The organism is Paenibacillus graminis (assembly GCF_000758705.1).
In the GTDB taxonomy this organism is placed as follows: Bacteria; Bacillota; Bacilli; order Paenibacillales; family Paenibacillaceae; genus Paenibacillus_AQ; species Paenibacillus_AQ graminis.
The window spans coordinates 2,110,018-2,134,164 of record NZ_CP009287.1 but is presented as its reverse complement, the minus strand read 5'-3'; the positions used below and the strand labels follow the sequence as shown (position 1 = coordinate 2,134,164).

Below are 24,147 nucleotides of genomic sequence, written 5' to 3'. Positions count from 1 at the left end.
TGAAATAACAGACAGACTGAAGATGAAAATATTTCATTTTCCTATACCCAACATCCCATATTTCTTCGTTCCCCTCAATGATTATCGTGAGTTTGCTCCCAGCCTCGATAGGAATCTCAAACATTGCCGGGAACAGTTCCGGATCACTACGTTGAACTTCTCCAGAACTGGTCAATACCTCACGTCCATCAACAGAAACACGGATGCTTCCGGAATAATCCGTTGGTTCAGGTATTCCGTAATATAAAGAGAAAATAATCTTCTCCTTATACGAATACGTAAACGTTTCTAAATTTCCTCCTTTAACGCCATACATATTATAGCGGGGGTTTACGTTTTGAACGCTTATTTTAAAGCTATTCAGATTTTTTCAGGATGAATTTTCGGAGCTGTATCTGCTCATATAGAGTAGTCATTTCTTTTAGGAGCTCCCTTCCATTACCCTCGAGATTCGAATATACTCATGATCTCTACTTTGATCTTTAGGGAAGTAAGCAGGTTCTCATGATCTGAAGGAGTGCAGATCATATTTTTATCCCCTATTCTGATTAGGACGTCGTTAACTTAATTATAGAATGCAGACGTATAGATAACCATCAACTAAAGGACAACAAAACAAGAAACCCCTCCAACTGTTAGTTGAGGGGAAAAGCGAAAAGATTGAGAAGATAAAATATTAGTTTAGACTGATCAATTAAAAGAAGCAGCTTAAAACCTAAATCGAACTGAATGCAAACATTATTTCAGTTTCACAAACCATTTCATTGTTAACCATGGCAACGCCTTTTCCTTTGACTATCTGTCCCTTGACTCGAGTTACCTCAAACGTAAGGAGGAGTTGGTCTCCAGGTTTCACTTGCTGTCTGAATCGACAATTATCTATACCAGTTAATAAGCCTATTTTGTGATTACTGTTATCTTCTTGAGACATAACTATACCACCGATTTGCGCCAAGGCTTCTACAATCAAGACTCCAGGCATAACTGGATAGCCGGAAAAATGACCAAGGAAATAAGGTTCATTGATTGTCACATTTTTAATTCCAACAGCTTTCTTGCCCTCATCTATTTCTAAGATTTTATCAACCAATAGAAATGGGTATCTATGAGGAATAACCTTTTTTATTCTTTCAATATCAAGCATGGGGTGCCTCCTCTTGTAGGTTTATTATCATTTTAACGCCGTTTGGCAAAATCATCCATAGTGGAACTTAACTGCCAGTTAGTTGAACAAAAGCAGCCGATCACGTCGATCAGCTGCCTTCTTGTTTTTATTGAGCTAACGTTTCGAGGGAGCTCAACGATTCTTCGGTTATAAAAAATCCACCAGGATAGTTCTCGTCGTCTTCTGCATCTACATCGGGGTATCGATTAAAGACTGATTGGAAATTGTCGTGTTTAATCAAATGGTCGATTAGTTGTTCAATTCTTTCCCTACTTATAATATCAACCAACACCATATTGCTTAAAGCAAAATAAGCACCGTTCATGCATTCACCGGTTTGTATATTTTTTTGCCTCACCGTCTCGATATTTTGGTAAGTGAAAACGGTGGCAATCCATTTGGAGCGATCCGGAAAGACAACAATAACATCGGTATTATCATCCTTACAATCCGATAAGCCTTCGGGCCATATTTCAGCTTCAATCCATACATAACGCTTCGAAAAGCACATGGACAATCTCCTATATTAGGTTTTATTTGAGCTATAGTCTTCCGTGGGAGTTGAATCAATTTTCGTTTACGAAAGGCTTATAATCTTGTTCGTACGATAATTTTGTTTCCTCAAACGTTGGAATATCTATAAATTCTACATTTTCTGTATACAATCCTAAAAAATCTTTTGCAATTATTCTTATGCTTTTCTTAATCTCATCGACGTCCCAATAATTGGATAATTTTGACCACATATCGATATAGACAGGTTTATACCCATCTATATTCGTCGGAGCAGAATGAGGAACTTGACGAGAAACATCTTCTAAGTCTCTTGGGTATATATAATGATAATGAATATCTTCGTAACCATTTATAAAACTTTCATCTTTTCCTGATAACTTTAACAAAATATTTCGTTTTCTTGTGATTATTTTGAAGCTAGCTTTGATTCATGAACATGATTGTAGAAATGCCATGCAATTCTGTGACCAGTAACGCACAATTTATGCGCATGATTTGGTTTTCCATCGAGTTTCACTTGATAAACAGCTTGATCCAATTTCGTGGCAGCTTTTTTGATTCTTTCGGACGGTTGCGGAATTGCCGCATGCAGACATTATTGTTTGTCCAAAAGACGGCGATAGGCGTCAATGTTTGCGGTAAATCTCCATTGATCACATGCATCAGACTGATGAAACCCGAACACAGATTGTCTCGCCAACTTCCCAGTCTGCCGCACCACCACGTATCGACCTGACATGCCTTTAGTGCATAATCTCATCGGAATCCCAATTCATATCGCCACAATAATAATATTGTTTAGGATCAAAACTGACGTCAAACTCCCTGTAGATCGTTGCATGAGCAGCGTAATGGCCACCATCTTTGCGGCTGACGGAAACCTCTTCATGGCTAACCTATTGAGTTCTTTCAAGCTCAATTGATTACCAGCATACGGGATAAGTAGTTGCTTGCAAGGTAAAGTCCGTATTTGATGTTTTACTGCAACTAGTACAAATTCAAAGCTAATCCAGTGTATTTGAGAAGGCTCGATCCCTTGAGGTGCAAGGGAATGGATCTGCTTCAAGGATAAGCCCGCCGGGAATTATGTTTGACAGAAAAAAGCACTGATGAAGAACATTCATCCGTGCTTCCATGCTCATAACGAACACCGTTCTTTACGAACACTGTTCGTTATGATATAACTAATGTGTCTCAAGGAAGCAGATCGATACTAACATGGAAAGGAGAGTGACCTTTTTGACCAATCATGCGCGTCCCGTTCCATCGGAGTTTTCGATCGGACAAATTCTTCCGACATTGTTGGCTATTGCCAGCGGCATGTTTCTGGTCATCTTGGACAGCACGGTCATGAATGTTGCCATTCCCAAGCTCGTCGACCATTTCGGCACCACACTTGGAACCATTCAATGGGTCATTACCGCTTACACCCTCGCCCTTGCTGCCGTCATTCCTTTGGCCGGATGGTTTTCTGACCGATTCGGGGCGAAAAAAGTATTTTTATCAAGCATCGTGTTGTTTGTGATTAGTTCGGTATTATGTACGCTTGCCCAAACACCCGAGCAACTGATTGTTTATCGGATCATTCAAGGGTTAGGCGGAGGGATGGTTGCTCCCATCGGGATCGCGACAACGTTCCGAATAGCTCCACCCGAAAAGCGGGGATCGATTATGGGGATATTGGGCATTCCGATGCTACTGGCCCCCATCTTGGGCCCCATTTTATCCGGCTCCTTGATTGAATACGTCAACTGGCATTGGATCTTCATTATCAATGTGCCGGTCGGCATGCTTGCCTTCTTCATGGCGTTCAAGTTTCTTCCGGCAACAAACCCGAGCAAGGAAATGAAATTGGATGCGAAAGGAGCGCTCCTTGCTCCTATAGCCTTTGCCTCGCTTGTATTCAGTATTCATCAAGGAGGCGATAAAGGCTGGTCGGACGGGCCGGCTTTGGCTTCGCTGGCGCTAGGCTCCGCGGCGCTGCTCCTTTTTATCGTTGTTGAACTCAGGCAAAAGCAGCCGCTGCTGGAACTGCGAGTTTTCCGTTCGCTTCCGTTTTTTCACGGAGCGATTCTTGCCTGGCTGAATCAAATCGCCTTGTTCGGCAGCCTGCTTCTCTTCCCGTTGTATCTTCAGCAGATTAAAGGACTATCGCCATTTGAAGCTGGCTTGTACGTTATTCCACAAGCCGTTATGTCCACCATAGGAATTAATATAGGCGGCAAATTGTTTGATAAATATGGCACCCGTCCGGTAGTTATCGTGGGAATTAGCTCATTGTCGGGAGCCTTGCTCGCCCTGACACAGATTTCGGCCCAGACCGGATCCGTTTATCTGTTGATCAGCTTTGCTTTTGTCGGACTTGGTCAAGGTTTGACGCTGATGCAAATCAACTCCCATATTCTGAAGCTGGCACCGCGGGAACTGGTCAGCCGGGTGACGCCGATCACGACTTCGGCCCAGCAGATTATGTCCTCCTTTGGCATAACGATTACGACGGCGTACTTGTCGCGGAAGTTGAAGCACTTGTCAGCCGATGCATCGGCTGACCTGGGCATCGCATTCGGCCATACGTTCTGGATTACGGCCGGAGTAGCCGGACTGGCTTTGCTGGTCAGTCTGTTCCTCCAAAAAGAAAAACAGCTTTGAATTCCTCATGCTTCAATCCATTGTAGAGAAAATAAGAGCAAACTGACTTTGGGAGTGATGACAAATGAACCATTCATCGAAACGAATTGCTATTGTCGGCGCAGGACCCGGCGGGCTTACGCTTGCCCGCGTGTTGCAAATGGCTGGTTACAGCCCTGTCGTGTATGAAGGCGAAGCTTCCCGTTACGAACGTCAGCAGGGAGGAACGCTCGATCTCGAAACGGATTCCGGTCAAAAAGCGTTGCAAGCGGCCGGTCTGCTCGAATCGTTTTACGAAATATGCCGGTTTGAGGGGCAAAGCAGCAAAATCGTTGACAAGAACGGCAAGGTTTATCAAGAAGATACGGCCGATCAAGCCCCGGATTCAGTTCAATATTCACGGCCCGAGATCGACCGCACCGTCCTCCGCGACTTATTGCTCGACTCGCTGCGACCCGATACGATTCAATGGGGATACAAATGTTTGGAGGCGGTCCCTGTCGGTGATCGTCAATATGCCCTTCATTTCGAAAACGGACAGAAGGATGTCGTGGACCTGGTCGTGGCGGCAGACGGGGCGTTCTCCCGTATTCGACCATTGGTGAGCGAGGCAAAGGCCGAGTATTCCGGGGTCAGTATGATCGAACTGAACATTTTGGATGCAGCGAATCATTCTCCCGGGCTTGCCGCTTTTAACGGCCCGGGTACCGTTTATGCGTTGGATGACCGAAAAGGAATGATTGCGCAAATGAACGGGGACGGACGGATTCGCGTGTATTTGGGATTTCAAGCGGAACGCGATTTTTTGGAGAGCGTGGATATCCCCTACGACGAGCCAGAGAAAGCAAAGCCTAAACTGTTAGCCCTGTTTGCAGACTGGGCGGATGAGTTGAAACCATACATCTCTTGCGCTAATGGAGCCATCACGCCACGGCGGATTTATATGTTACCCGTACCGCATACCTGGGAGAGCAGAGCGGGCGTTACACTGATCGGGGACGCCGCGCATCTCATGTCGCCGTTTGCCGGGGCTGGCGCGAACTTGGCGATGCTGGACGGCGCGGAGCTTGCGCTTTCCCTTATAAACCACGACGAGCTGGATACGGCTGTGCGGCAGTATGAACAGAAGATGTTCGACTACGCCGGTGCCGTCGCAGCGGAAACCAAGGCGAACATGGAACTCTTTTTTTCCGATAACGCCGCGGCTAAGCTGGGCGACCTGATGAAATCCTTTATAAACCCATAATCGATTTATTGCCTTTATACGAAAAGGAGCGAAGCTGGCAGCATGTCCTGCGGGATCGCGATGTTGCCGCCAGCGAAAAAAATGACCATGAAAACAAAATTGACGACGCTCGACTTGAGTCTGAATGTGCCCGGGATGCCCGGCGGAGGCGTATGGACCATTACGCCAACCTTGATCTCATCGGGAGATACCCATTACTTGGTTGATACGGGGATGCCGGGGATGATGGAAGATTTGACAGCACAGTTGGCGTCTGCGGACGTTTCGCTGGAGATGTTGAGCGGTGTTATTATCACCCATCAAGACATCGATCATATCGGCAATCTCCCGCAGATACTGGAAATCAATCCGGGAATCGAAGTTTTTGCTCATTCCGACGATACTCCTTATATTGTCGGGGAACTTCCGCTTCTCAAGCCTCTGCCGCAGATTCTCGAATCGTTCGGGGCCAACTTTTCAAGAAACGGCATTCGCATCGATCATTCGATTGCTGAAGGTGAACCCTTGCATGCCGCAGGAGCATTTATCGTGATCCATACGCCGGGGCATACTCCCGGTCACATCAGCCTTTATCATCCGGACAGCAAGACGCTGATCGCCGGCGATGCGATGGTCGTTCGGGGCGGTCAGTTGCAAGGACCGAATGCAGCGCAAACGCCCGATTTGCCGGAAGCCTACCGTTCGCTGAAAAAATTGACCGCATTCGATATCCGGAAGATCATCTGTTACCACGGAGGCATAGTGGAGACGGATGTCAATCAATCGATTACCACGCTCGCTTCGCGTGGGGAGAAAGACTAGAATGATTGCCGCCGGTGATTTTACTATTAACTGCAATCATGATATAAAAAAAGTATGAATAATGCCAATCGAACTATTGTCAGCCGCCGTGCCCGACCCGCTAAGGAGCCGCTCAGTCGGGAAGTCATTGTCAAACAAGCATTTCTTTTGTTGAGAGAGGAGGGAATCTCGGGTCTTTCCATGCGAAAGGTGGCCAAAGCTCTGGATACCGGAGCTTCGTCACTTTACGTCTATGTCAAGGATTTGCAGGAATTAAGCTCCTATGTGCTGGACTATGGCCTGACCCATGTCGAATTGCCCGATACGGACGATGGATCGTGGAAGAGCAACCTGTTTGCAGCACTGCTCTCTTATCAGCAAGTGCTCTATAAGGACCCCGGCATAGCCGAGCTTGCCTTGACCACGACACCCCTGGGTCCCCATTCCCTGGATCTCTCCGAATATTTGCTGAAGCAGTTGGCGGCCAGCGGCATCCAGCCCGCATCGGCAGCATGGGCGATGGATTTGTTATTGATGTACGCCGCTTCCTCGGCTTTTGAACATGTCTCGTGGTCCAAAAACGAGAAGCGATCGTTTACATTGATGAAGGAAGCTTATTTATCCGCCGACGCTTCACGGTTCCCGTTCATCCATTCGCATAAAAGCGAGTTGTTTTCCGGTGATCTTCCGAAGGACGAACGTTTTCTTTGGGGCTTGGAAGTTATCTTGCAGGGAACGTTAAAGCTGGATCATGGAATGGAATAACAAGCCGAAAGAGAGATGCCCATCACTCCGAGTGGTTGAGGAGCAGGCATACTCCCTTTCGGCTTGCGTTTTTTGTCCGGTCGACGCTGCAATAAAACTGTAGCCTATAATAAAAGTGTCACACTATCCTGCCCTTAGCTTAATAAAAATAGAGCAGCTGCCAGATCGCAAGCTGCCCTTTGGTTTATTGAACTAATTCCCGTTAGCTTAGATTGCTTTCTTAAAAGGGAATTACATTATATGCGATTCCTAAGATTCTCCCATTTTCCACAATTCCCAGCCCCTGTCATTAACTTATCTCTAAATTATTTCAAGTACTTTATTTTCTCAGTCTACAACTTTATTCTCCCGGTCTAACACTTTATTTTTCAGTCTAAAACAAATCCTCAAACACACGTGGGTGTACAGCAATGCCCCAAATGCTTGTGAAAGAGAGGTTTGGGTGGCTTTTTTTGAACAATTAACCGCCCGACAAGCTGTAGAAAAAAATTCATGCTGCATCAGTCTTGGACCTATTCGGCACCGATTCCATGCGTCAAAGGTTCAATGCTCGAATGGGCTGAAGCGGATTGCATCACCAAAGCCCGGGCTTCTATAGCCAAAAAAATGCTACCTATTGCCAGCAGCAGAGCCAATTTTCTTTTCATTACTCTTTTGCACCTCGCCAATTAGAATTTTATATCTTTCCTGGTCTTCGACGGAGCTGAGATGTCTGTACTGCTCAAATAATGCTACACACCCAACAATACCGCTGTCACTGTTCATTCTAACAGAGAGGTCCAGATTCTGGAATAAATAAACGAGGCCCCTGTGGACTCTCTGGGTTTTTAAATAATACACAGACAGCTCATATAACAGAACCGCAGACTGGTCTTCGGTGACCTGCACATTCCGTTTCCCCATCCGGGTCCGCTGCTCTTTGAATTCCACACGGGACTCGAAGCATTCAATAATAGGATCCACGTTCAAGCCAAAGCGGTTGGCCGCTTGTATGATTTTGGTCAGGCCCGTAATAATTTCGCCCTCTCTGGTGCTGATGAATTCAACATAGTCCGCAAGCACAGCCGTCTCTCCTGACATCAGGCGGTACAGATATGTATTGGCCCCGGCCCATTCCCCAAACTGTTCCATGATCTGCCGGGCCTCCTCCGTTCTCTCCTGGACCCAGCTGAAATCGGAATAACGCGAGACATACTGGAGGGCCTGTCCGTAGTCCCCGCGTTCAGCACAGACAGCCGAACGAAGCAGATGGGAATAGAGGATATAGAAACACAGAGGCCTGCCGGTTTCTTTAGAGACCGCACGGCGGCTGACTTTATGGTATCTATTCTGATACTGAATGGAGGCCTTGCGCCCCATCGCCTCCGCTATGACATCAACGTTGTTCCAGCGGTGCAGGGAAGCGTAAATGTTTGCCAAATCCTTCAGCGCATTCAACTGGTCCACCTCATCCAGACGTTCCACAAAATATTCAAAATGCATCGCCGCACGCAGGTTGGCTTCCTGATCTTTTCCCAGTGCAATCTTGAACAAACGGTATTGGCATAAGGCCAGCCGTTCTGAGTGCTGATATTTTTCACTTTCCGCCACACCTTCGTACAGCAGCGCAGCCGCCTGGCGTTTGCCTTGTGCGAACCATTCCTCTCCCATTTCAAATACCGCCTGGGCATAGGATATATTATCCATAATGGTCCGGACGACCTGCCGGATGCATTCCAGCTTGTCCAGCTCTGCACAGCGCTGCAGAAAAGGTCCCATCCGCCGCCAGTCAGGGGTAGAACGGACAACATATTCATCTATATATAATTCATACAATTCGCCTTCGGGAAGTCCCATACCCGTTGTAATCCGGTCCAGCTGCTTCACGGCGACGGGACGGTTTCCATTAATAATACTGCTGAGCGTACCGGAGTTCACACCCGATATTCCGGCAAACTGATTGATGGTAATGCCTTCTATCTTCAAGTATGCGTCAAGTTTTGCCTGTATAGTATTTTTCAATTGCAAATAAACACCGTCCTAAGAACCATAAATTTGAACGATAATCCAGATATTCCTATATCTTAGGTTCTCGTATGGCACAGGTCAATGTTCATTGGCAGGTTGAACACAGGTTGACAGGAAAGAATTAGGTGTTCCAGTACCAGACAATGGTGTTAGGAGATCAGCTTGGACGCCTCTGCCTGTTCTGCCGCACGCCGGATGAACCGCTCCAGCGGCTTCTGGAGGGTAAGCGCCAGCACCAGGGCGAGTATACCGAACAGAACCAGATACAGGGCGTCACGGACAGCAACCTCCGGCAGAATGCCGCCAACGGCTTCTCTCAGCAGACTGATGGCATAGGTAAAGGGCATAAACGGGTTCAGGATTTGAAAAAAGCGCCCTGTGGTACTGATTGGAAAAGTCCCGCCCGAACTGGAGAACTGGAGCACCATGAACACGATGGCTATGCCTTTGCCGATGTTGCCGAAGACGTAGACCAGTGTAAATACAATCGTCACAAAAACAATGCTGATCAGGACGGCAAACAGCACGAACCACAGCTTGTCGGCAACATAGCAGTTCAGCAAATATATATTGCCCAATACCGCAATCAGAGCCTGAAATATGCCTACGGTAAGAAAAGTCAGCAGGCGGCCAAAATAAAGCTGGTACCGCCGGTATGGGATTCCAGCGGTATCAACGGCGGTCCGCAGCAGGGAAATCAGCAGGGTGCCGCCTACCCACAAGGACAGCACTACGTAAAACGGTGTCATCGCCGATCCGTAATTGGGGATGGGATACAGTGCCTTTTCCTTCAGAACTACGGGGCTGGCCAGAAAATCGCTGGTCCCCTTGATATCCCCGCCCAGCAGTTGGGCGATTTCCTCCAGATTGACCTCCCGCTTGATTTCGCGGACCGTATCCGCGGCGCGGCGGACGGCATGCTCCAGGGCGGGAAGATCATTCCGCACCAGCCCGGCCGCCCGGTTCACCCCTTCGTCTGCCCGGGGAAGGCCGGCGGTAATCCACTCCGACGCGCGGCGGAACTTCTCCTCCGCCCCCGGCAGATCATTCCGGGCGAATTCTGCCGCCGCATGAATGTCTTCTCCGGCAGCAGGCAGCCCATTCTGAATGCGCGGCAGCACATTCGTCACGAAGCCGCTGAACGCTGCCAGCCTGCTGCTCATGCCGGATGCCGCCGCGCTGACCTCGCCCGCTACTGCAGGCAGATTGTCCCGCAAGGCGGCCAGGCCGGTCTGCCCGTACTGGATGGCGGTACCCGCTTCATCCAGCACCGCACCCAGCGCAGCCAGCCGCTGCGGCGCCTGCTGCAAGGCCGTGGCGGCGGTCCCCGCCGCGGATGTCAGCTGCTGCAGCGTGCCCTGCAGCGCAGACTGCCCCTCCGCGCTGTAGCGCGCGAGGATTCCGCCCAGCGCCGCTGCGCCCTTGGCGGAATCCCTGCCAAGCTGCGCCAGTGCGGCGGGGTCCAGCCCGCCGCCGCCCCGCAGCGCGGAGGCAAGGCGGGCCGCCTGTGCAGCGCCGGCGGCCCAAGAGGCCCGCGCCCCGGCCAGGGCGCGGAGCTCGCTGCCCGGCACGGCGCCGGGCGCGAGGGTGTTCACGGCGGCGAAGAGAGCCGCCGTGTGCTGCAGCTGGCCGCTTCCGGCGGTCAGCCGGTCAGCGGCCAGCTGCAGCCGGGAAGCCGCCGCTGCGTCCGGCGGCGCGGTGCCTTCCGCGAGCTGGCTGGCCAGCAGCGCTGCGCTGTCGGCATTCTGCTGCAGCAGATAGAGATTCTGCTGCAGCACCTGCGGAACCGCGGTGAAGGCCGCGCGGTTCTGCGCCAGATACTGCTGCAGCTCCTGCCCAAAGGCAGGCCCCGCTGCAGCGATCCGGTCGGTCTGCGGCAGGGCCTGGGCAGCCGCAGCAACAACCTTTCCGGCCTCCTCCAATCTGTCCGAGGCCCGGTCCAGGACCTCCCCCACCCGGCTGAAATCAGTATCCAGGCCGGACAGCAGCTCCGCCGCACGGGCCAGATCCGGGAGCCTGCCCTGCAGCTCCTGCAGCCTGCCCGCGGCATCGCTGATCTGCCCCCAGTGCTCATCCAGCAGCCCGGCCGCCTTGCCCGCCTGCTCCACTTCCGGCAGCTTATCCGTAAGCGCAGCAATCCTTCCGGCCGAATCCGCAATCTGCGGCCAGTCCTGCTGCAGCTTGAGCACCAGTCTCCCTGCCTTTTCAATCTCCGGCAGGCTTGCCTCCAGCTGGAACAGCCCCTGCTCCACCTTGCGGATAACCGGCAGCTCCGCCTGGAATTCGCGGTCGATGGCGCTGAGGGCCGTCAGCACCGTCCTGCTAAGGGTTTCCGTGAACCGCTCACTGATTTGCGCAGTAATCGTAGAAGCCCCTTTCGCCGTAATTTTGGGTGCAATCGCGTTGATTTTTTCATTAACGGTATAATCCACCTGAGGCTTCACAAGTTCCCCTTCGAGAACCCCCGCCATCCGCTGTGAGAATTCTGCCGGAATGACGATGCTGGCATAATAATCCCCGCGCTGCACCCCCCGCGCTGCCGATTCGGCATCCGTGAACCTCCAGCCCAGCGACTTGTTGCTCCGCAGACTCTCCAGCACCTCATCTCCGATGTTGAAGCTCTTGCCATCGACAGCAGCTCCCTGATCCACACTGGCCACGGCAATTTGAATGCCGGATGTATTGCTGTAGGGGTCCCATACCGCAGCCACATTCACCCAATCGTAGACTGAGGGAAGGAGCGCAAGTGCTGCTATCAACAACAGGGCTACCGGCGCTTTGAACAGGCCCAGCCAATCTTTTTTATAAATCCGCCATACTGCCGCCATGTTTACCACACCTCTATGCTGAAATCTGAATAGTTTAATATGCCCTCGAACGCTCCTTTTTAAATGAGAAGGAGGTACAAGTTTCACCCGTCAGCCAGCCGGATATTTCACACTGCCGGCCTGTCTGATTTTCCCATGTCCCAAGCCTGAAACTTTTTGCAACATTTTTTCCCGATCTACGTTTATAAAGGTATAATACCCGTTTGAGAAATACAGTGAAGGGTAATTAGGTATATAGACGTATACCGTGTCATATTTAGAATAAGGGGGAATTCTACATGTTCAAAAGAAAATCGGTTTATCTCTTTCCTGCTCTGGTTCTGCTGCTCCTCTCCCTTGTGACTACGGCAAGTACAGTAGGTACACGCGCAGAAGCGCAAAGCGGTGATAAAAGTCAGGAATTGACGGTTTACATACACGCGCTGAAGTCCAAAGACGGGCATACGGTCATGACCGCCGACCAGATCGGATGGTATGAAGGCGCTGAAGCCGACCGCATCTTCGCCGAACGCGAGCCTGATGCAGCGGCTGAGCTTGGCGGCACACCGGATGGTTACTATATCGTAAATGACAGTGACTCCCTTACTACCTATCCTATTGCCGATAATGCTGCAGTGTCGATGCAGATTTACGATCATACCGGGCACATGGAGGATCTGGACATCAACTGGAATGAGGGCATTCCTCTTCATAAGTTCATTAGCGAATTCGACAAAAAGAGCATTATCGACCTGAGCCAATCCCCTTACCACATCACAATTCAGGATGGCAAAGTGACTTCGATCGTACAGCAGTACACTCCATAACTTCAGAGTCTGCACACCCAAAAGCATCGTCCCAAACGGACGGTGCTTTTGGGTTTCGCTTTGTTTTGTTTTGCTTTCCGGCATTTAATTGCACTTTGTACAGCTCTTTTTAATTGCACAAAAAACAGACACTTTAGGCTTAAGCCCAAAGGTTTAGAGCCGCTTCTCAGTTGCTTTAGCTATGCGCCGAAAGGATAGAGTTGCCCCCGGACAAAGCAAAAAGTGCCCCGCTTCCCTTACCAGGGAATCCGGGACACTTAATCATGGGCGGTTTAGCTATTCATTTAGCAAAGTTATGAGGCCGCAAACGTTAACCTTACCTCCTGCTGTCCTTAACAGGCAGGCCGAAGTTTGGCGTGCCATCTTCATTCCAGTGCAGCACCTGGGCACGGGTGTGGCGGTTTGGATCGTACAGCGGATCACCGGTAATTTCCTTGTAATTGCGGGCATGGTAGATCAGCACATCTTCTCCGTTTTCATTGACTGTGAAGCTGTTATGTCCCGGACCGAATTGCCCGTTTTCTTCACAGGTTTGGAATACTGGCTCAGGATGTTTGCTCCAGGAAGCGGCATCCAGCAGATCGCTGTCCTCATCCGCCGTCAGCAGCCCCATGCAGTAATGATGATCGGTTGCACTGGCTGAGAAGCTCATGAAGATTTTGCCGTTCCGCTTAAGTACTGCCGCGCCTTCGTTGACGCTGAAGCCGATGACTTCCCAGGGATGCTCCGGTCTGGCTATCATCGTCTGCGGGCCGGTCAGAGTCCAAGGGTTCTCCATCTCTGATATGTACAGGTTGGAGTTCCCCGGAATATCCGGGTCCTTCTGCGCCCATACATAATAGAGTACACCCTTGTGCTGGAAGGCCGTCGCGTCGAGAGCAAATGACTCCCAGGCTGTCTTCACCTGGCCTTTTTCCACCCAGCGGCCCTCCAGCGGATTCGCCGATTCGTTCTCCAGTGCATACATACGGTGATCGAACAGCCCCTCCTTTGTCTCTGTCGTCCGGGCCGCCGCGAAGTAAATGTACCATTTACCGTGAATATAATGGATTTCGGGTGCCCAGATATTGGCGCTGAGCGGTCCCGTCTCATATTTGCGCCAAGCGACGACAGGTTCGGCATCTCTCAACCCTTCAATGGTTGCAGCCCTTCGCACTTCGATCCGGTCATATTCGGGCACCGAAGCTGTGAAGTAATAATAGCCATCCGTATGTTTATAGACCCACGGGTCTGCACGCTGCTCCACAAGCGGATTGCTGTATTCTTTTTTCCTGCTCATAATGGTTTCTCCTTTTATCTAGTTCTGTTATTCCAGGGTCAGGACAACTACGGATGCCGGAGGAAGCTGACAGTCCAGCACCCCGTTCTTCAATGAAGCACCCTCAAAAACGGCCGGAGCAACGGTTGCCGGGGTCTCAAAGGTATTGTGGGCATTCAGATCTGAATGGGTCAGGATTTGACCGTTTATGGTTCTTGCCGAAGTGCCGACCAGCTCGATGCTGAGGGCGGCATTGTCTGCATGGCTGATATTACAGATGGAAACGTATACCTTGCCTGACGCATCCCGGGATGCAGATACGCTAAGCTGAGGAATAGACTCCTCTCCCATGCTGTACACCGGACTCTCAAAAGACACCTCAAGCAGCTCGTTATCCTGATGCACCTTATACATGTCAAAGACATGGTAAGTAGGGGTAAGCAGCAGCTTGTCGCCTTCGGTTAAGATAAGCGCCTGCAATACATTAACCATTTGCGCGATATTGGCCATTTGTACCCGTTTGCTGTGATTCTGGAAAATATTCAGGTGAATCCCTGCCACCAATGCATCACGCAGAGTATTCTGCTGGTACAGGAAGCCCGGATTTGTGCCCGGCTCACTGAGGAACCAGGTTCCCCATTCATCTATTATCAATCCTACCCGCCGCTCCGGATCATACTTGTCCATTATGTTCGAATGACGGGTAATCAGCTCATTCATATGGAGGGATTTCTTCATGGTCTCGAACCATTCGCCGTTGTCGAAGCCAAGCGCGAAACGCTTCTCTTCCCAGCTTCCTGGGATCGTATAGGAGTGCAGGCTCAGCCCATCCATGAACTGTCCGGCTTCCCGCATCAGCACTTCCGTCCAGTTGTAGTCATCCACATTGGCGCCTCCGGCAATTTTGTAGAGCTTGTTGTCCCCGTAATTGCGCGCATAAGTCTGGTAACGGCGGTACAGGTCCGCATAATATTCCGGACGCATGTTGCCTCCGCAGCCCCAGTTCTCGTTCCCGACGCCAAAATATTTCAGCGTCCAAGGCTGCTCGCGCCCATTCCCGGCCCGCAGTCCGGCCATTGGAGACTCACCGTCAAAGGTCATATATTCCACCCATTCGGACATCTCCTGCACCGTTCCGCTGCCTACATTTCCACAGATATACGGCTCACATTCAAGCAGCTCGCAGAGCCGGAAAAACTCATGTGTGCCAAAGTGGTTGTTCTCCACTACGCCGCCCCAGTGGGTGTTGATCATCCGCTTGCGGGTTTCAGGCTTACCGATGCCGTCCTTCCAGTGATATTCATCGGCGAAGCAGCCGCCCGGCCAGCGCAGCACGGGAATATCGAGCTTGCGCAGCGCAGCAATCACATCATTGCGGATACCGTCTGTATTAGGAATAGGCGAATCCTCGCCCACCCAAATGCCTTCATAGATACATCTGCCGAGATGCTCGGCGAAATGCCCGTAAATATTTTTATTAATTTTACTCTTTGGCGCATCCGATAGGATTCTAAGTTTTGCAGTCATCGTTTCTCTCTCCTTGGCTGTCTCTATTTTTTTAACCCTTAATGCCTGAATTCAGATTGATGGATTGGACAAAGTATTTCTGCGCGAACAGGAACAACAGCAGGGTTGGAATAATCGCCAGAACCGCTGAACCCATCAGCTGACCAATCATACGGTAATTCCCATAGATATCTTGAAGAAGTAATAACCCCGCTGTAACCGGCATTTTGTCCACATCGGTAAAGACGATTACAGGCCAGAGGAAGTCATTCCATGATCCTGTGAAGGAAAATAAGGCGCATACAATCAGTACCGGCTTGATGAGCGGCATAATAATCGAGAAATAAATCCGGAAATGCCCCGCACCGTCCACGTGCGCCGATTCATCAAGGTCCTTCGGAATGCCGTTCATAAACTGCCTGACAAGGAAGATATTGCCCATGCCTGCCAGTCCCGGGATAATCATTGCCCAGGCGGTGTTGACCCAGCCCAATGCATCAATAATTTTGTAGGAGGGAATCAGATTCACCACGCCAGGAAAAAATGAGATGCCCAGCAAGGTGAAAAAGAGCGTATCTCTGCCTTTAAATTTCATCCGCGAGTAGCCATAGCCGGTAATGGAAATGACCACAACCACCAAAAGGGTATGCATGGTCGCAATAAACAAGGAGTTCATGAGCCACCGCAGAATAGGTGCGGTTGAGGTATTCTCCAGAATCGAGACATAGTTGTCAAAGATCCATTCCTTTGGGAATAATCTGAACCCGGAGGAGACCACCTCAGACTGTGAACGGAAAGAAGTTGTGATGCCAAAGATCACCGGAATGATCCAAATGATGCAAAGCACGATCAAAAACAGATAAGAGATATACTTTGAGATGTTGGTTCCCGGGTTTTTTCTTTTTACTGCGCCGTGCTCTTTCATGCGGGGACGTTTATCGTATTGCTGCGCCACCTGATTGGACATACGGGTACACCTGCCTTTTCAATTTCCATTACTGGTTCCTTGCCCTATCGAAAATCAAGCCGCATTCCGGTTCATGACATAATACTGCAGAGCTGAGATGACCAGTATGACCAGACCCAGCAATACGGCCATAGCGGAAGCCATACCCGCAATAGACTCTCCATTGCCGAACGCCAGCTGGCGGATATACATCATGAGCACATGCGTGCTCTGGCGCGGTCCCCCGTCTGTCATCATCAGCGGCTGGCCGAACACATTGAAGGCCCCGGCAGTGGTCATGACAAAGGTGTAAATCAGCGGGAAGCGGATGGAGGGCAGCGTAATACTCGTGAACCTGCGTATTGTTCCCGCTCCGTCCATCTCTGCCGATTCATACAAATCCTGCGATACACCGCTTATGGAGGCGCGGTAAATAATCATGTTGCCGCCGACTCCCCCCCAGATCGTGATGATAATAATGAGTATCCAGGCATACGGCTGGTTAGCCGGCCAGGAGACATCTGATCCAAAAACATTGCCGGCCATCCCAAGCTGCTTGTTGAACAGCAGCAGCCAGATCAGCGCTCCCGCGGATATGGAAATCAGGCCCGGAACGTAAATAATAGACTGGATCAGGCTTTTCCCTTTGACTTTTTTATGTTCAAGCGCAACGGCAACAAGCAGCGGAATCACGATTAACAGCGGGACACTCAGCAGAACAAAAATAAATGTGTTCTTAAGCCCGTTGTTGAATTGCGTGTGGAAGGTGGACCCGTTGTCAAAAAGAATAGTTTTATAGTTGTCGAGGCCGACCCAGACCGGCTCATTCATCAAATTCCATTTGGTGAAGGAAGCATAAATCCCGTAGAAGGTTGGCAGCAAGATGAAAACGGCAAATAAGATGACATGTGGACCTACAAAGAAAGCAGGCGCGAGATTCAGTTTCTTTTTCATAGGCATTCTTTTCTCCTTTGGCATGAAGCAATGTTCCGGATGACAGTCCACTGCTTCATGCAATCATTTCCGCTTTTCTTTTACTTCGCTGCTCCGCCCGTTCCTTCGGCGATTTTATCCTCCACAAATTTCTGCATCGTCTGGAGGGTTTCATCAATATCCACGTTGCCGCGCACAATATCCCCGCAATACGTATCTACGGCTTCCGCAATATACGGATAATATTCATAAGTGTAAATGTAAAGGGATTCAATTTCTTTTTCACTGGAGGTGAAGAAGGATTGCATATAGTTTTTGAAATCAGGACTTTCATTGACTTGCTTACTGGCTACGATCTGTCCCGCTTTAGCCCACTCGATTGAATTCTCACGGATGAACTCCAGGAAATTGCCGATGCCCGCTACCTTTTCTTCAGATCTGTCTTTATTCTTCATCATCGAGAACAGGTGGGAGGACGATCTGTTGGTGAATTTGTCTGCTGTTGGCGAATATACATTAGTTACGCCGAAATTCAACCCTTCCACCCCGGCATGTGCCGTAGAGCTCCAGGTCCCGTCCGTGGAGAACAATACGTTCCCGGATTGGAACATCAGGTATCCGTCTTCGCCAAATGGCGTCATCAAGCCCGCATCGTTAATCTTTTTCACATTCTCAAAGGCCTGCTTCATCACCGGAGTGTTGACGGCAGGTTTGCCATTCTCCTGAATATCTCCGCCGAGGTCCTGAATCTGCCCAAGAATGACCCAGCCCAGAAGCGCATCATTAACGACATAATCCCCTTCAGCCAATTTCCCTTGCAGAGAGAGCATTTCATCAATCGTCACCACATTATCGTCTAGAAAAGATTCGGCATTGTATTTCTTAAGCAAATCCTTATTGTAGTACATAACATTACTGTGGATATCAAGAGGTACCGTATATTGAGTGCCGTCAATTGTGCCTGTTGACCAGGCCTGCGGCAGATAATTCTCCTGTTTGATCTCAGGCTGGGCGGCTGTTACCGCTGTCATGGGCTCAAGCGCCCCCTGCTTGACATACCCCGGGACACGGTCAGCATGAATAATAGTCAAGTCCGGAACACCTTTGCCCGAGTTAAGTACGGTGGAGAGCTTAGTGTACATATCAGAGGTGATTACATGCTTTACTTTAATCTCCGGATTAGTGGCATTGTAATCCTTTACAAGCTGATCCATATAAGCGCCGTCATCACCGGTTAGCGGAGTCCAGAATGTAATCGTCTTGGAGTTGTCTTCCCCGCAACCCGCCAATAACGTTGATAACATTAGAACAAGTACTAATACTGAAAACCCCCATTTTTTCTTCACACTTTCTCCTCCTAATGAAATAATTTTAGTGAATCATCTACAAAAATGTTTTTGCAAACAATTAACTCAGACATCTTCCTTCACATATTCATTAAATAATTAAAAAACATTTGAATGTATTCGCTTACAGATATAAAATAACATACAGAAGGCACCTTGTAAATAATTAAATCTAAATCTATTCATATGTATTCAAAATAAAAAGATAATGTAAAGCTTACTCAGGAAATAAACCGCTTTTTTACGCGAATACACATATTTATATTTAGTATATTATGAATATAAAGCGAAATTTTGTTTGAAATATAATTAATTTTTAAATCATCAGACAAATAAATAGAGAATACTTCCCTTTTTGACCCGATTAGTTTATAATTTTATAAAACAGTTTTGATAATGACGTTAGCGGAAGAAGGTACTTGACCATGATTTATATTAAAGATCTAATGAGCGGGATTGATATCTTCAAAGCACTCAGCTCGGAGATCCGGATTCAAATTCTGGAGCTGCTCGCCACCAATCAGGCCCTCAATCTCAATGAAATTGCCAAGAAGCTGAATCTCAGCAACGGAGCCATCACTATGCACATCAAGAAGCTGGAGGAAAGCGGCCTGATCGAGATTAATACCTCCGTAGGCAAGCATGGTATCCAGAAGGTGTGCTATTTGAATAAGGATAAGCTAATGGTGGATCTGCGGAGCAAGGAGACTGACAATCTCTATGAGGTCGAAATCCAGGTCGGACATTACAGCAACTACCACGCAGTTCCCACCTGCGGCCTGGCTACTAAGGACAGTATCATTGGCGACTTTGATGAACCGCGCTATTTCGCCGACCCCCAGCGGATTGATTCCGAAATCATCTGGATGGCTGAAGGCTTTCTGGAATACCGGATCCCGAACTACCTGAAGGCGAATCAGAGCTTCCGCGAAATTCAGTTCTCCATGGAGATTGGTTCGGAGGCTCCCGGATTCAGCGACAACTATCCTTCAGATTTGTATTTTTATGTGAACGGCATCGAGATTGGCTTTTGGACCAGTCCCGGTGATTTCGGCGCTGCCCGCGGCACCTTCAACCCTGACTGGTGGCCTCCTCACCTTAACCAGTACGGCATGCTCAAGCTTATCCGCATCAATAATGAAGGAAGCTTCATCGATGGCTGCCGCATCTCGGATATTACCCTCGACGATATCAAGCTGGATTACAAAAGCGAGCTGACCTTCCGCATTGCCGTCACCGACAAACCGGTCAACAAACGCGGACTGACCATTTACGGCAAGCATTTCGGCAATTACAGCCAGGACCTGCTGGCCCGTGTGCTCTACGATGTGCACGAGGTCGAAGAAGCCGCCGGTCTCACTTCAACCCGCGCGGACTAAGCCGCGCACCGCAAAGGCCATGTGCAAGGCAAGCTGCCCGTACATGGCCTTTGCGCTTTTATGGAAGCCATCTCCACCGTATAAAGTCTCCCCCCTTAACCCACACTAAACATGTCTTTCAAACCAGCTTAAGAGGGAGTGTTTCGAATGCGTGAAGGTATGATTCCCACCGTTCTTGGAACTGTAGTCACCGCTTCAAGCGCAGCTTTTTTAGGCAGCAGGTATAAGATGGCCGCTACAGGTATTCTTGGATTTGGCCTCGCCCACATCGTGCTGGGAGCCATTGATCTGTTCGAGCACCGCTGAAAAAGGTTGAAAGATGCCGGCCCGTACTGGGCCGGTTCTTATGTTTGAACAGCACAAATCACCACTGGCCGCTGAACAAGAACTCAAAGCATGCGGGCATTGATTGTTGTACAATAGGCAAGATGTATTACGTGCAAAATTATCGCCGATCCGGCGTATTAAAGCACGGTTCGTTAGACAGCTAAAAGTAGCTCTCTTTAAGAATAAAGGTTTTACGGTCCGTAAGGAGCAGACTCGCTTGATGTTGTTTCTCTTCACCGAACCCTAGAGGGTTTGACCTTAATCACAGATTTAGAACGGATGCTGGACTAGAAATATAAACAGCAAAAAGGCCCTCCCTGAACGGCAGGACCTTCATCATCTATTGTTTATTTCACCGCTACATAGAACAGCCGTCCGGCGCTGTCGTCGGCCTCCACCCACTCAAAATCGGCATAGACCTTCACTTCGCTGAAGCCTGCCTTCCGCAGCTCTTCTGTCATCCATTCCGGGTCATAGGCCCGCTGGATATGCGTTTCCTCAAAACGGCGGTACAGGCCGCCCTCTCCCTCTTCACGGGCGAAGATTGACAGATGATGCTCAATCTCCCGGCGCGGAACATCCATTTCACAAGTCCAGATATACGATACCGCAGGCTCATCCAGCACAAACGGCTGCTCTTCCTCATAACGGATGAGTGTATTCGGATGATGCACATCGAACAGGAAGGTGCCTCCGGTCTTAAGCCCGGCAAAGGTGCATTCAAATACAGAGCGGATATCCTGCTCTTCCAGCACATAATTCAGGCAATCGCAAAAGGAGATGACCGAATCGACCGGTTCCGGCAGCTCCCATTCCTTCATGTTCTGCCGAACCCAGCGCACACTGCCCTCACGCAGAAAACGCCGCCCCTGCGGATGGCGCTCCATCTTCATCTGTGCCACGGAGAGCATATCCGAAGACAGGTCAATCCCCGTCATGTGATAGCCGGAGGCCGCGAGCGGAATGGTGATGCTACCGGTTCCGCATCCCAGCTCTGCTACCGTCAGGGGCTTGCCGTATTTGCTCCACGCCGCCTCCGCAAAGGCCAGCCAATCCGGATACGGCATATCCGCCATCAGCTCATCGTACACATATGCAAATTTCCCATAGGAAGACACTGGCTTACACCGGCTTTCTGTAAATCATTGATCGTGACCCGGAGAGAATGTTTGGGCTTCCGGCTGCTAACGCTCCTTAAGCATCCAAGCTTCCCCCCCGGTCACCTTATTTCAAGCAGGCAATCCGCTTGCGGCCCGTTATGATTCAGACCCTCCATTGTCCTTGGACGGTCCCTGATCCGCTTCAGCCTCTTCGCTGCGGGCCAGATAGGTCCAATTCTCCTTTTGGGTAACTAGGCCTTCCTTCATCAGCTTGCCAAGGGCACGCTTGAATGCCGACTTGCTGATGCCAAACCGCTGCTTGATAATCTCCGGCGGTGTAGCATCCGAATACGGCATCGCTCCGCCCGGACGTTCATTCAGGAAGTCCAGCAGCGCTGCGGAGTCAACATCCATGCCGATTTCCTTACGCTGGGACATGGACAGATTCACCCGTCCGTCTTCACGGATATGGGAGACACGGGCCTCGAACTCCTCGCCGAGCCGCAGCAGGCGGCTGCGTTCGGAGGAGTGGACCATGCCGATGATTCCGAAGCCCAGCACACCGCCGTCCACAAGCACAAAGGTACCCATCTGCAGCGGCTTGTATACCCGGGCCTTCACCGTCTGCCCCATCCAGGAAGCAGGCGCAGGGAGGGCAAGCGGAGCTAGCTCCTGCTCCCCGGCCAGCTTGGCGCGCAGGCGTCCCTGCTTGTCATGCTCCATGAGCACATATACCTTGTCGCCTACCTGCGGACGCAGCTCAATCAGCTCCGGCAGCTCACGGATCGGCAGCAGCAGCTGCCGTCCCAGGCCCATCTCCAGGAAGCAGCCCAGACGGGGGTGAATATCCGCCACCTCTAAGAGGGCCATCTCACCCAGGGTCAGGAACGGCTTCTTCATTGTCGCCGCCAGGCGGTCTTCCGTATCGAAGAAGATGAATACTTCCACCTTGTCTCCAATCTTAGGCTTGCTGCCAACAAGTTCCGTATAATGCAGCATGACGTCCTGGTCACCGGCGCCAAGGAAGTATCCGTAAGGGGACACCTCACGCAAGACTTCCAATGTAACTGTAGTTCCGGCAATCAGGCTCATACGGTTTCCACAACCTTGGCGTCGGACCACAGACGCTCGATGTTGTAATATTCCCGCTCATCGCGGTGGAAGACATGCACAATCACATCTCCCAGATCCATCAGGACCCAGCGGGCTGCATCCATGCCTTCAATGCCGCGGATGACGCCGCCGGCTTCATGAACTACCTTGCGTACTTCTGTGGCAATAGCCTGCACCTGTGTATCGGAATTCCCGTGGCAGATGACGAAATAGTCACTGATCGGTGAAACGCTGCGCAGGTCAAGCGCGACCACATTCATTGCTTTTTTATCATCAGCGGCCTTAAGGGCCAACTGCAGAAGCTTGCTTGATTCAACACTCATATTTTATCCTCCATTATTCTTACTAAGTCATTGCGTGCCAATACGGTCAGCGGGAATACAATCTGCCGCTTCTGCAGCAGAAGACTGATCGTGGAGTCGAATCCAGCCACCAGTCCTTCTTCGAGACTTGCCTTGGACAGCTTGCGGATATTATCTACTCCCGGAAAATCCCGCCCCGGTTCAATATAATCAGCGAGACATACGATCTTCTCCAGCAGGCCCATGTTCTCGCGCCCGGAGGTATGGTACCTTATAGCATCCAACACCTCAGGATCGGTAATCCCATATTCATTCCCGGCTACAAAAGCGCCCACCTCCGCATGCCACAGCTGCTTGTCATAGTTCAGCAGCTCGGTGGACAGCCCGTTTTCCACAATAATCTCCTTCATTCGTTCGACAGGCCAGTATTTGGCCACATCATGCAGAATCGCCGCCGTTTCGGCACGGGCGGGATCACCGCCGTAACGTTCTGCGAGCTTCACCGATGTCTCCATCACGCCCAGTGTGTGCTTCCAGCGTTTGTCGGGCATCTGTGCGGAGACGGCTTCAATCAGCGCTTCGCGGCTGAGTGCCATACAATCCACTCCTTTGAACATAATCATATACAGCATCCGGCACCATATAGCGAATAGACTTGCCTTCAGCCGCCCTGGCCCTCAGCATCGTTGAAGAGATATCTACGAGCGGCATGTCGGCCAGCAGCACCTTCTCGGCAATAAAGCCGGGCAATGCCGCAAGATCCAGCGGAGTGCCTGGACGTCCTACCCCAATAAAGGTCAGACGCCGTACCAGCTCTTCAATTCCGTGCCACTTTGGCAGATACTGGACCATGTCCGCACCCACGATGAAAAAAAATTCATGCTCCGGGTATTCCTCCTGCAGCACGGTAATCGTTTCAAAGGTATAGGATACGCCGCCCCTGGCGATTTCGAGGTCCAGAATGCCAAAAGCTGCATGATCCCTGACAGCCCCCTCCACCATGGCCAGCCGTTCCTCGCCCGACGCACCGGCCTCATGCTTATGCGGCGGGATATGCGAAGGCATGAACCATACCTCTTCCAGTGCGTAGGACTCCCTGGCAGTCTCTGCTGCCATCATATGGCCGATATGAAGAGGATCAAAGGTCCCTCCCATAATTCCAACTCTCAAGAGGTCTACCTCCTCTTATTAACAGG

The 24,147-nt window shown here is 50.2% G+C and carries 22 protein-coding genes; 7 read left to right on the top strand and 15 right to left on the bottom strand.

Annotation, left to right across the window (positions count from 1 at the left end; all coding sequences use genetic code 11):
* Positions 1 to 715: 715 nt before the first annotated feature.
* The 3 genes from fabZ to PGRAT_RS08680 form a co-directional block, all read right to left on the bottom strand.
* Entirely contained in the window at positions 716 to 1,144 is a 429-nt protein-coding gene (fabZ, locus tag PGRAT_RS08690; RefSeq protein WP_025704484.1) for a 3-hydroxyacyl-ACP dehydratase FabZ, read from the bottom strand.
* 127 nt (positions 1,145 to 1,271) lie between these two features.
* Positions 1,272 to 1,676 (bottom strand): hypothetical protein, encoded by a 405-nt coding sequence (locus PGRAT_RS08685; protein ID WP_025704485.1) that lies wholly within the window; start codon positions 1,674 to 1,676, stop codon positions 1,272 to 1,274.
* 55 nt (positions 1,677 to 1,731) lie between these two features.
* Positions 1,732 to 2,067 (bottom strand): hypothetical protein, encoded by a 336-nt coding sequence (locus PGRAT_RS08680; RefSeq protein WP_025704486.1) that lies wholly within the window; start codon positions 2,065 to 2,067, stop codon positions 1,732 to 1,734.
* An 853-nt stretch (positions 2,068 to 2,920) separates the two neighbouring features.
* Here PGRAT_RS08680 and PGRAT_RS08670 point away from each other — a divergent pair.
* The 4 genes from PGRAT_RS08670 (at position 2,921) to PGRAT_RS08655 (ending at position 7,100) form a co-directional block, all read left to right on the top strand.
* Complete coding sequence (locus PGRAT_RS08670; protein ID WP_036703924.1) at positions 2,921 to 4,330, top strand: MDR family MFS transporter; 1,410 nt, start codon at positions 2,921 to 2,923, stop codon at positions 4,328 to 4,330.
* Between the two features lie 64 nt (positions 4,331 to 4,394).
* Positions 4,395 to 5,555, top strand: a complete 1,161-nt coding sequence (locus tag PGRAT_RS08665; protein WP_025704489.1) for an FAD-dependent oxidoreductase — start codon at positions 4,395 to 4,397, stop codon at positions 5,553 to 5,555.
* An 87-nt stretch (positions 5,556 to 5,642) separates the two neighbouring features.
* A complete protein-coding gene (locus PGRAT_RS08660) occupies positions 5,643 to 6,356 on the top strand; it encodes an MBL fold metallo-hydrolase (RefSeq protein ID WP_025704490.1) in 714 nt (237 codons plus the stop codon).
* A gap of 54 nt (positions 6,357 to 6,410) precedes the next feature.
* The gene (locus PGRAT_RS08655; protein ID WP_025704491.1) at positions 6,411 to 7,100 is read left to right on the top strand and encodes a TetR/AcrR family transcriptional regulator; all 690 of its coding nucleotides are present in this window, start codon (positions 6,411 to 6,413) and stop codon (positions 7,098 to 7,100) included.
* 609 nt (positions 7,101 to 7,709) lie between these two features.
* Here the strand turns inward: PGRAT_RS08655 and PGRAT_RS08650 are convergent.
* Positions 7,710 to 9,107, bottom strand: a complete 1,398-nt coding sequence (locus PGRAT_RS08650) for a helix-turn-helix domain-containing protein (RefSeq protein ID WP_025704492.1) — start codon at positions 9,105 to 9,107, stop codon at positions 7,710 to 7,712.
* Positions 9,108 to 9,256: 149 nt separating this feature from the next.
* Complete coding sequence (locus tag PGRAT_RS08645) at positions 9,257 to 11,935, bottom strand: YhgE/Pip domain-containing protein (protein WP_042266394.1); 2,679 nt, start codon at positions 11,933 to 11,935, stop codon at positions 9,257 to 9,259.
* A 278-nt stretch (positions 11,936 to 12,213) separates the two neighbouring features.
* Here PGRAT_RS08645 and PGRAT_RS08640 point away from each other — a divergent pair, with 278 nt between their 5' ends.
* The gene (locus tag PGRAT_RS08640; RefSeq protein ID WP_025705463.1) at positions 12,214 to 12,741 is read left to right on the top strand and encodes a hypothetical protein; all 528 of its coding nucleotides are present in this window, start codon (positions 12,214 to 12,216) and stop codon (positions 12,739 to 12,741) included.
* 316 nt (positions 12,742 to 13,057) lie between these two features.
* Here PGRAT_RS08640 and PGRAT_RS08635 read toward each other — a convergent pair whose 3' ends face one another.
* The 5 genes from PGRAT_RS08635 to PGRAT_RS08615 all read right to left on the bottom strand — a co-directional run bounded on the left by PGRAT_RS08635 (position 13,058) and on the right by PGRAT_RS08615 (position 18,688).
* Positions 13,058 to 14,020 (bottom strand): glycoside hydrolase family 43 protein, encoded by a 963-nt coding sequence (locus PGRAT_RS08635; RefSeq protein WP_025705464.1) that lies wholly within the window; start codon positions 14,018 to 14,020, stop codon positions 13,058 to 13,060.
* 27 nt (positions 14,021 to 14,047) lie between these two features.
* Complete coding sequence (locus tag PGRAT_RS08630; protein WP_025705465.1) at positions 14,048 to 15,526, bottom strand: alpha-N-arabinofuranosidase; 1,479 nt, start codon at positions 15,524 to 15,526, stop codon at positions 14,048 to 14,050.
* A 31-nt stretch (positions 15,527 to 15,557) separates the two neighbouring features.
* The gene (locus PGRAT_RS08625; protein ID WP_025705466.1) at positions 15,558 to 16,472 is read right to left on the bottom strand and encodes a carbohydrate ABC transporter permease; all 915 of its coding nucleotides are present in this window, start codon (positions 16,470 to 16,472) and stop codon (positions 15,558 to 15,560) included.
* A gap of 54 nt (positions 16,473 to 16,526) precedes the next feature.
* The gene (locus PGRAT_RS08620) at positions 16,527 to 17,405 is read right to left on the bottom strand and encodes a carbohydrate ABC transporter permease (RefSeq protein WP_025705467.1); all 879 of its coding nucleotides are present in this window, start codon (positions 17,403 to 17,405) and stop codon (positions 16,527 to 16,529) included.
* 80 nt (positions 17,406 to 17,485) lie between these two features.
* Positions 17,486 to 18,688 (bottom strand): extracellular solute-binding protein, encoded by a 1,203-nt coding sequence (locus PGRAT_RS08615; protein WP_042267934.1) that lies wholly within the window; start codon positions 18,686 to 18,688, stop codon positions 17,486 to 17,488.
* A 467-nt stretch (positions 18,689 to 19,155) separates the two neighbouring features.
* On the opposite strand from PGRAT_RS08615, the gene PGRAT_RS08610 reads away from it, so the two are divergent.
* Positions 19,156 to 20,109 carry an ArsR/SmtB family transcription factor gene (locus tag PGRAT_RS08610; protein ID WP_025705469.1) on the top strand — a complete coding sequence of 318 codons (954 nt, stop codon included), beginning with the start codon at positions 19,156 to 19,158 and terminating at the stop codon, positions 20,107 to 20,109.
* Positions 20,110 to 20,256: 147 nt separating this feature from the next.
* Positions 20,257 to 20,415: a hypothetical protein gene (locus PGRAT_RS08605; RefSeq protein ID WP_025705470.1), complete on the top strand. Its 159-nt coding sequence runs from the start codon at positions 20,257 to 20,259 to the stop codon at positions 20,413 to 20,415.
* A 368-nt stretch (positions 20,416 to 20,783) separates the two neighbouring features.
* Here PGRAT_RS08605 and PGRAT_RS08600 read toward each other — a convergent pair whose 3' ends face one another.
* From PGRAT_RS08600 to PGRAT_RS08580, 5 genes are all read right to left on the bottom strand, one after another.
* Positions 20,784 to 21,554, bottom strand: coding sequence for a class I SAM-dependent DNA methyltransferase (locus PGRAT_RS08600; RefSeq protein WP_025705471.1), 771 nt, complete (start codon positions 21,552 to 21,554; stop codon positions 20,784 to 20,786).
* A gap of 138 nt (positions 21,555 to 21,692) precedes the next feature.
* Positions 21,693 to 22,628, bottom strand: a complete 936-nt coding sequence (locus PGRAT_RS08595) for a CvfB family protein (protein ID WP_025705472.1) — start codon at positions 22,626 to 22,628, stop codon at positions 21,693 to 21,695.
* Positions 22,625 to 22,972: a ribosome silencing factor gene (gene rsfS / locus PGRAT_RS08590; protein ID WP_025705473.1), complete on the bottom strand. Its 348-nt coding sequence runs from the start codon at positions 22,970 to 22,972 to the stop codon at positions 22,625 to 22,627. The genes PGRAT_RS08595 and rsfS overlap by 4 nt, the downstream gene beginning before the upstream one ends.
* Positions 22,969 to 23,547: a bis(5'-nucleosyl)-tetraphosphatase (symmetrical) YqeK gene (yqeK, locus tag PGRAT_RS08585; RefSeq protein ID WP_025705474.1), complete on the bottom strand. Its 579-nt coding sequence runs from the start codon at positions 23,545 to 23,547 to the stop codon at positions 22,969 to 22,971. Before yqeK ends, rsfS begins: the two co-directional genes overlap by 4 nt.
* Positions 23,519 to 24,121: a nicotinate-nucleotide adenylyltransferase gene (locus PGRAT_RS08580; protein WP_025705475.1), complete on the bottom strand. Its 603-nt coding sequence runs from the start codon at positions 24,119 to 24,121 to the stop codon at positions 23,519 to 23,521. The genes yqeK and PGRAT_RS08580 overlap by 29 nt, the downstream gene beginning before the upstream one ends.
* Between the last annotated feature and the right edge of the window lie 26 nt (positions 24,122 to 24,147).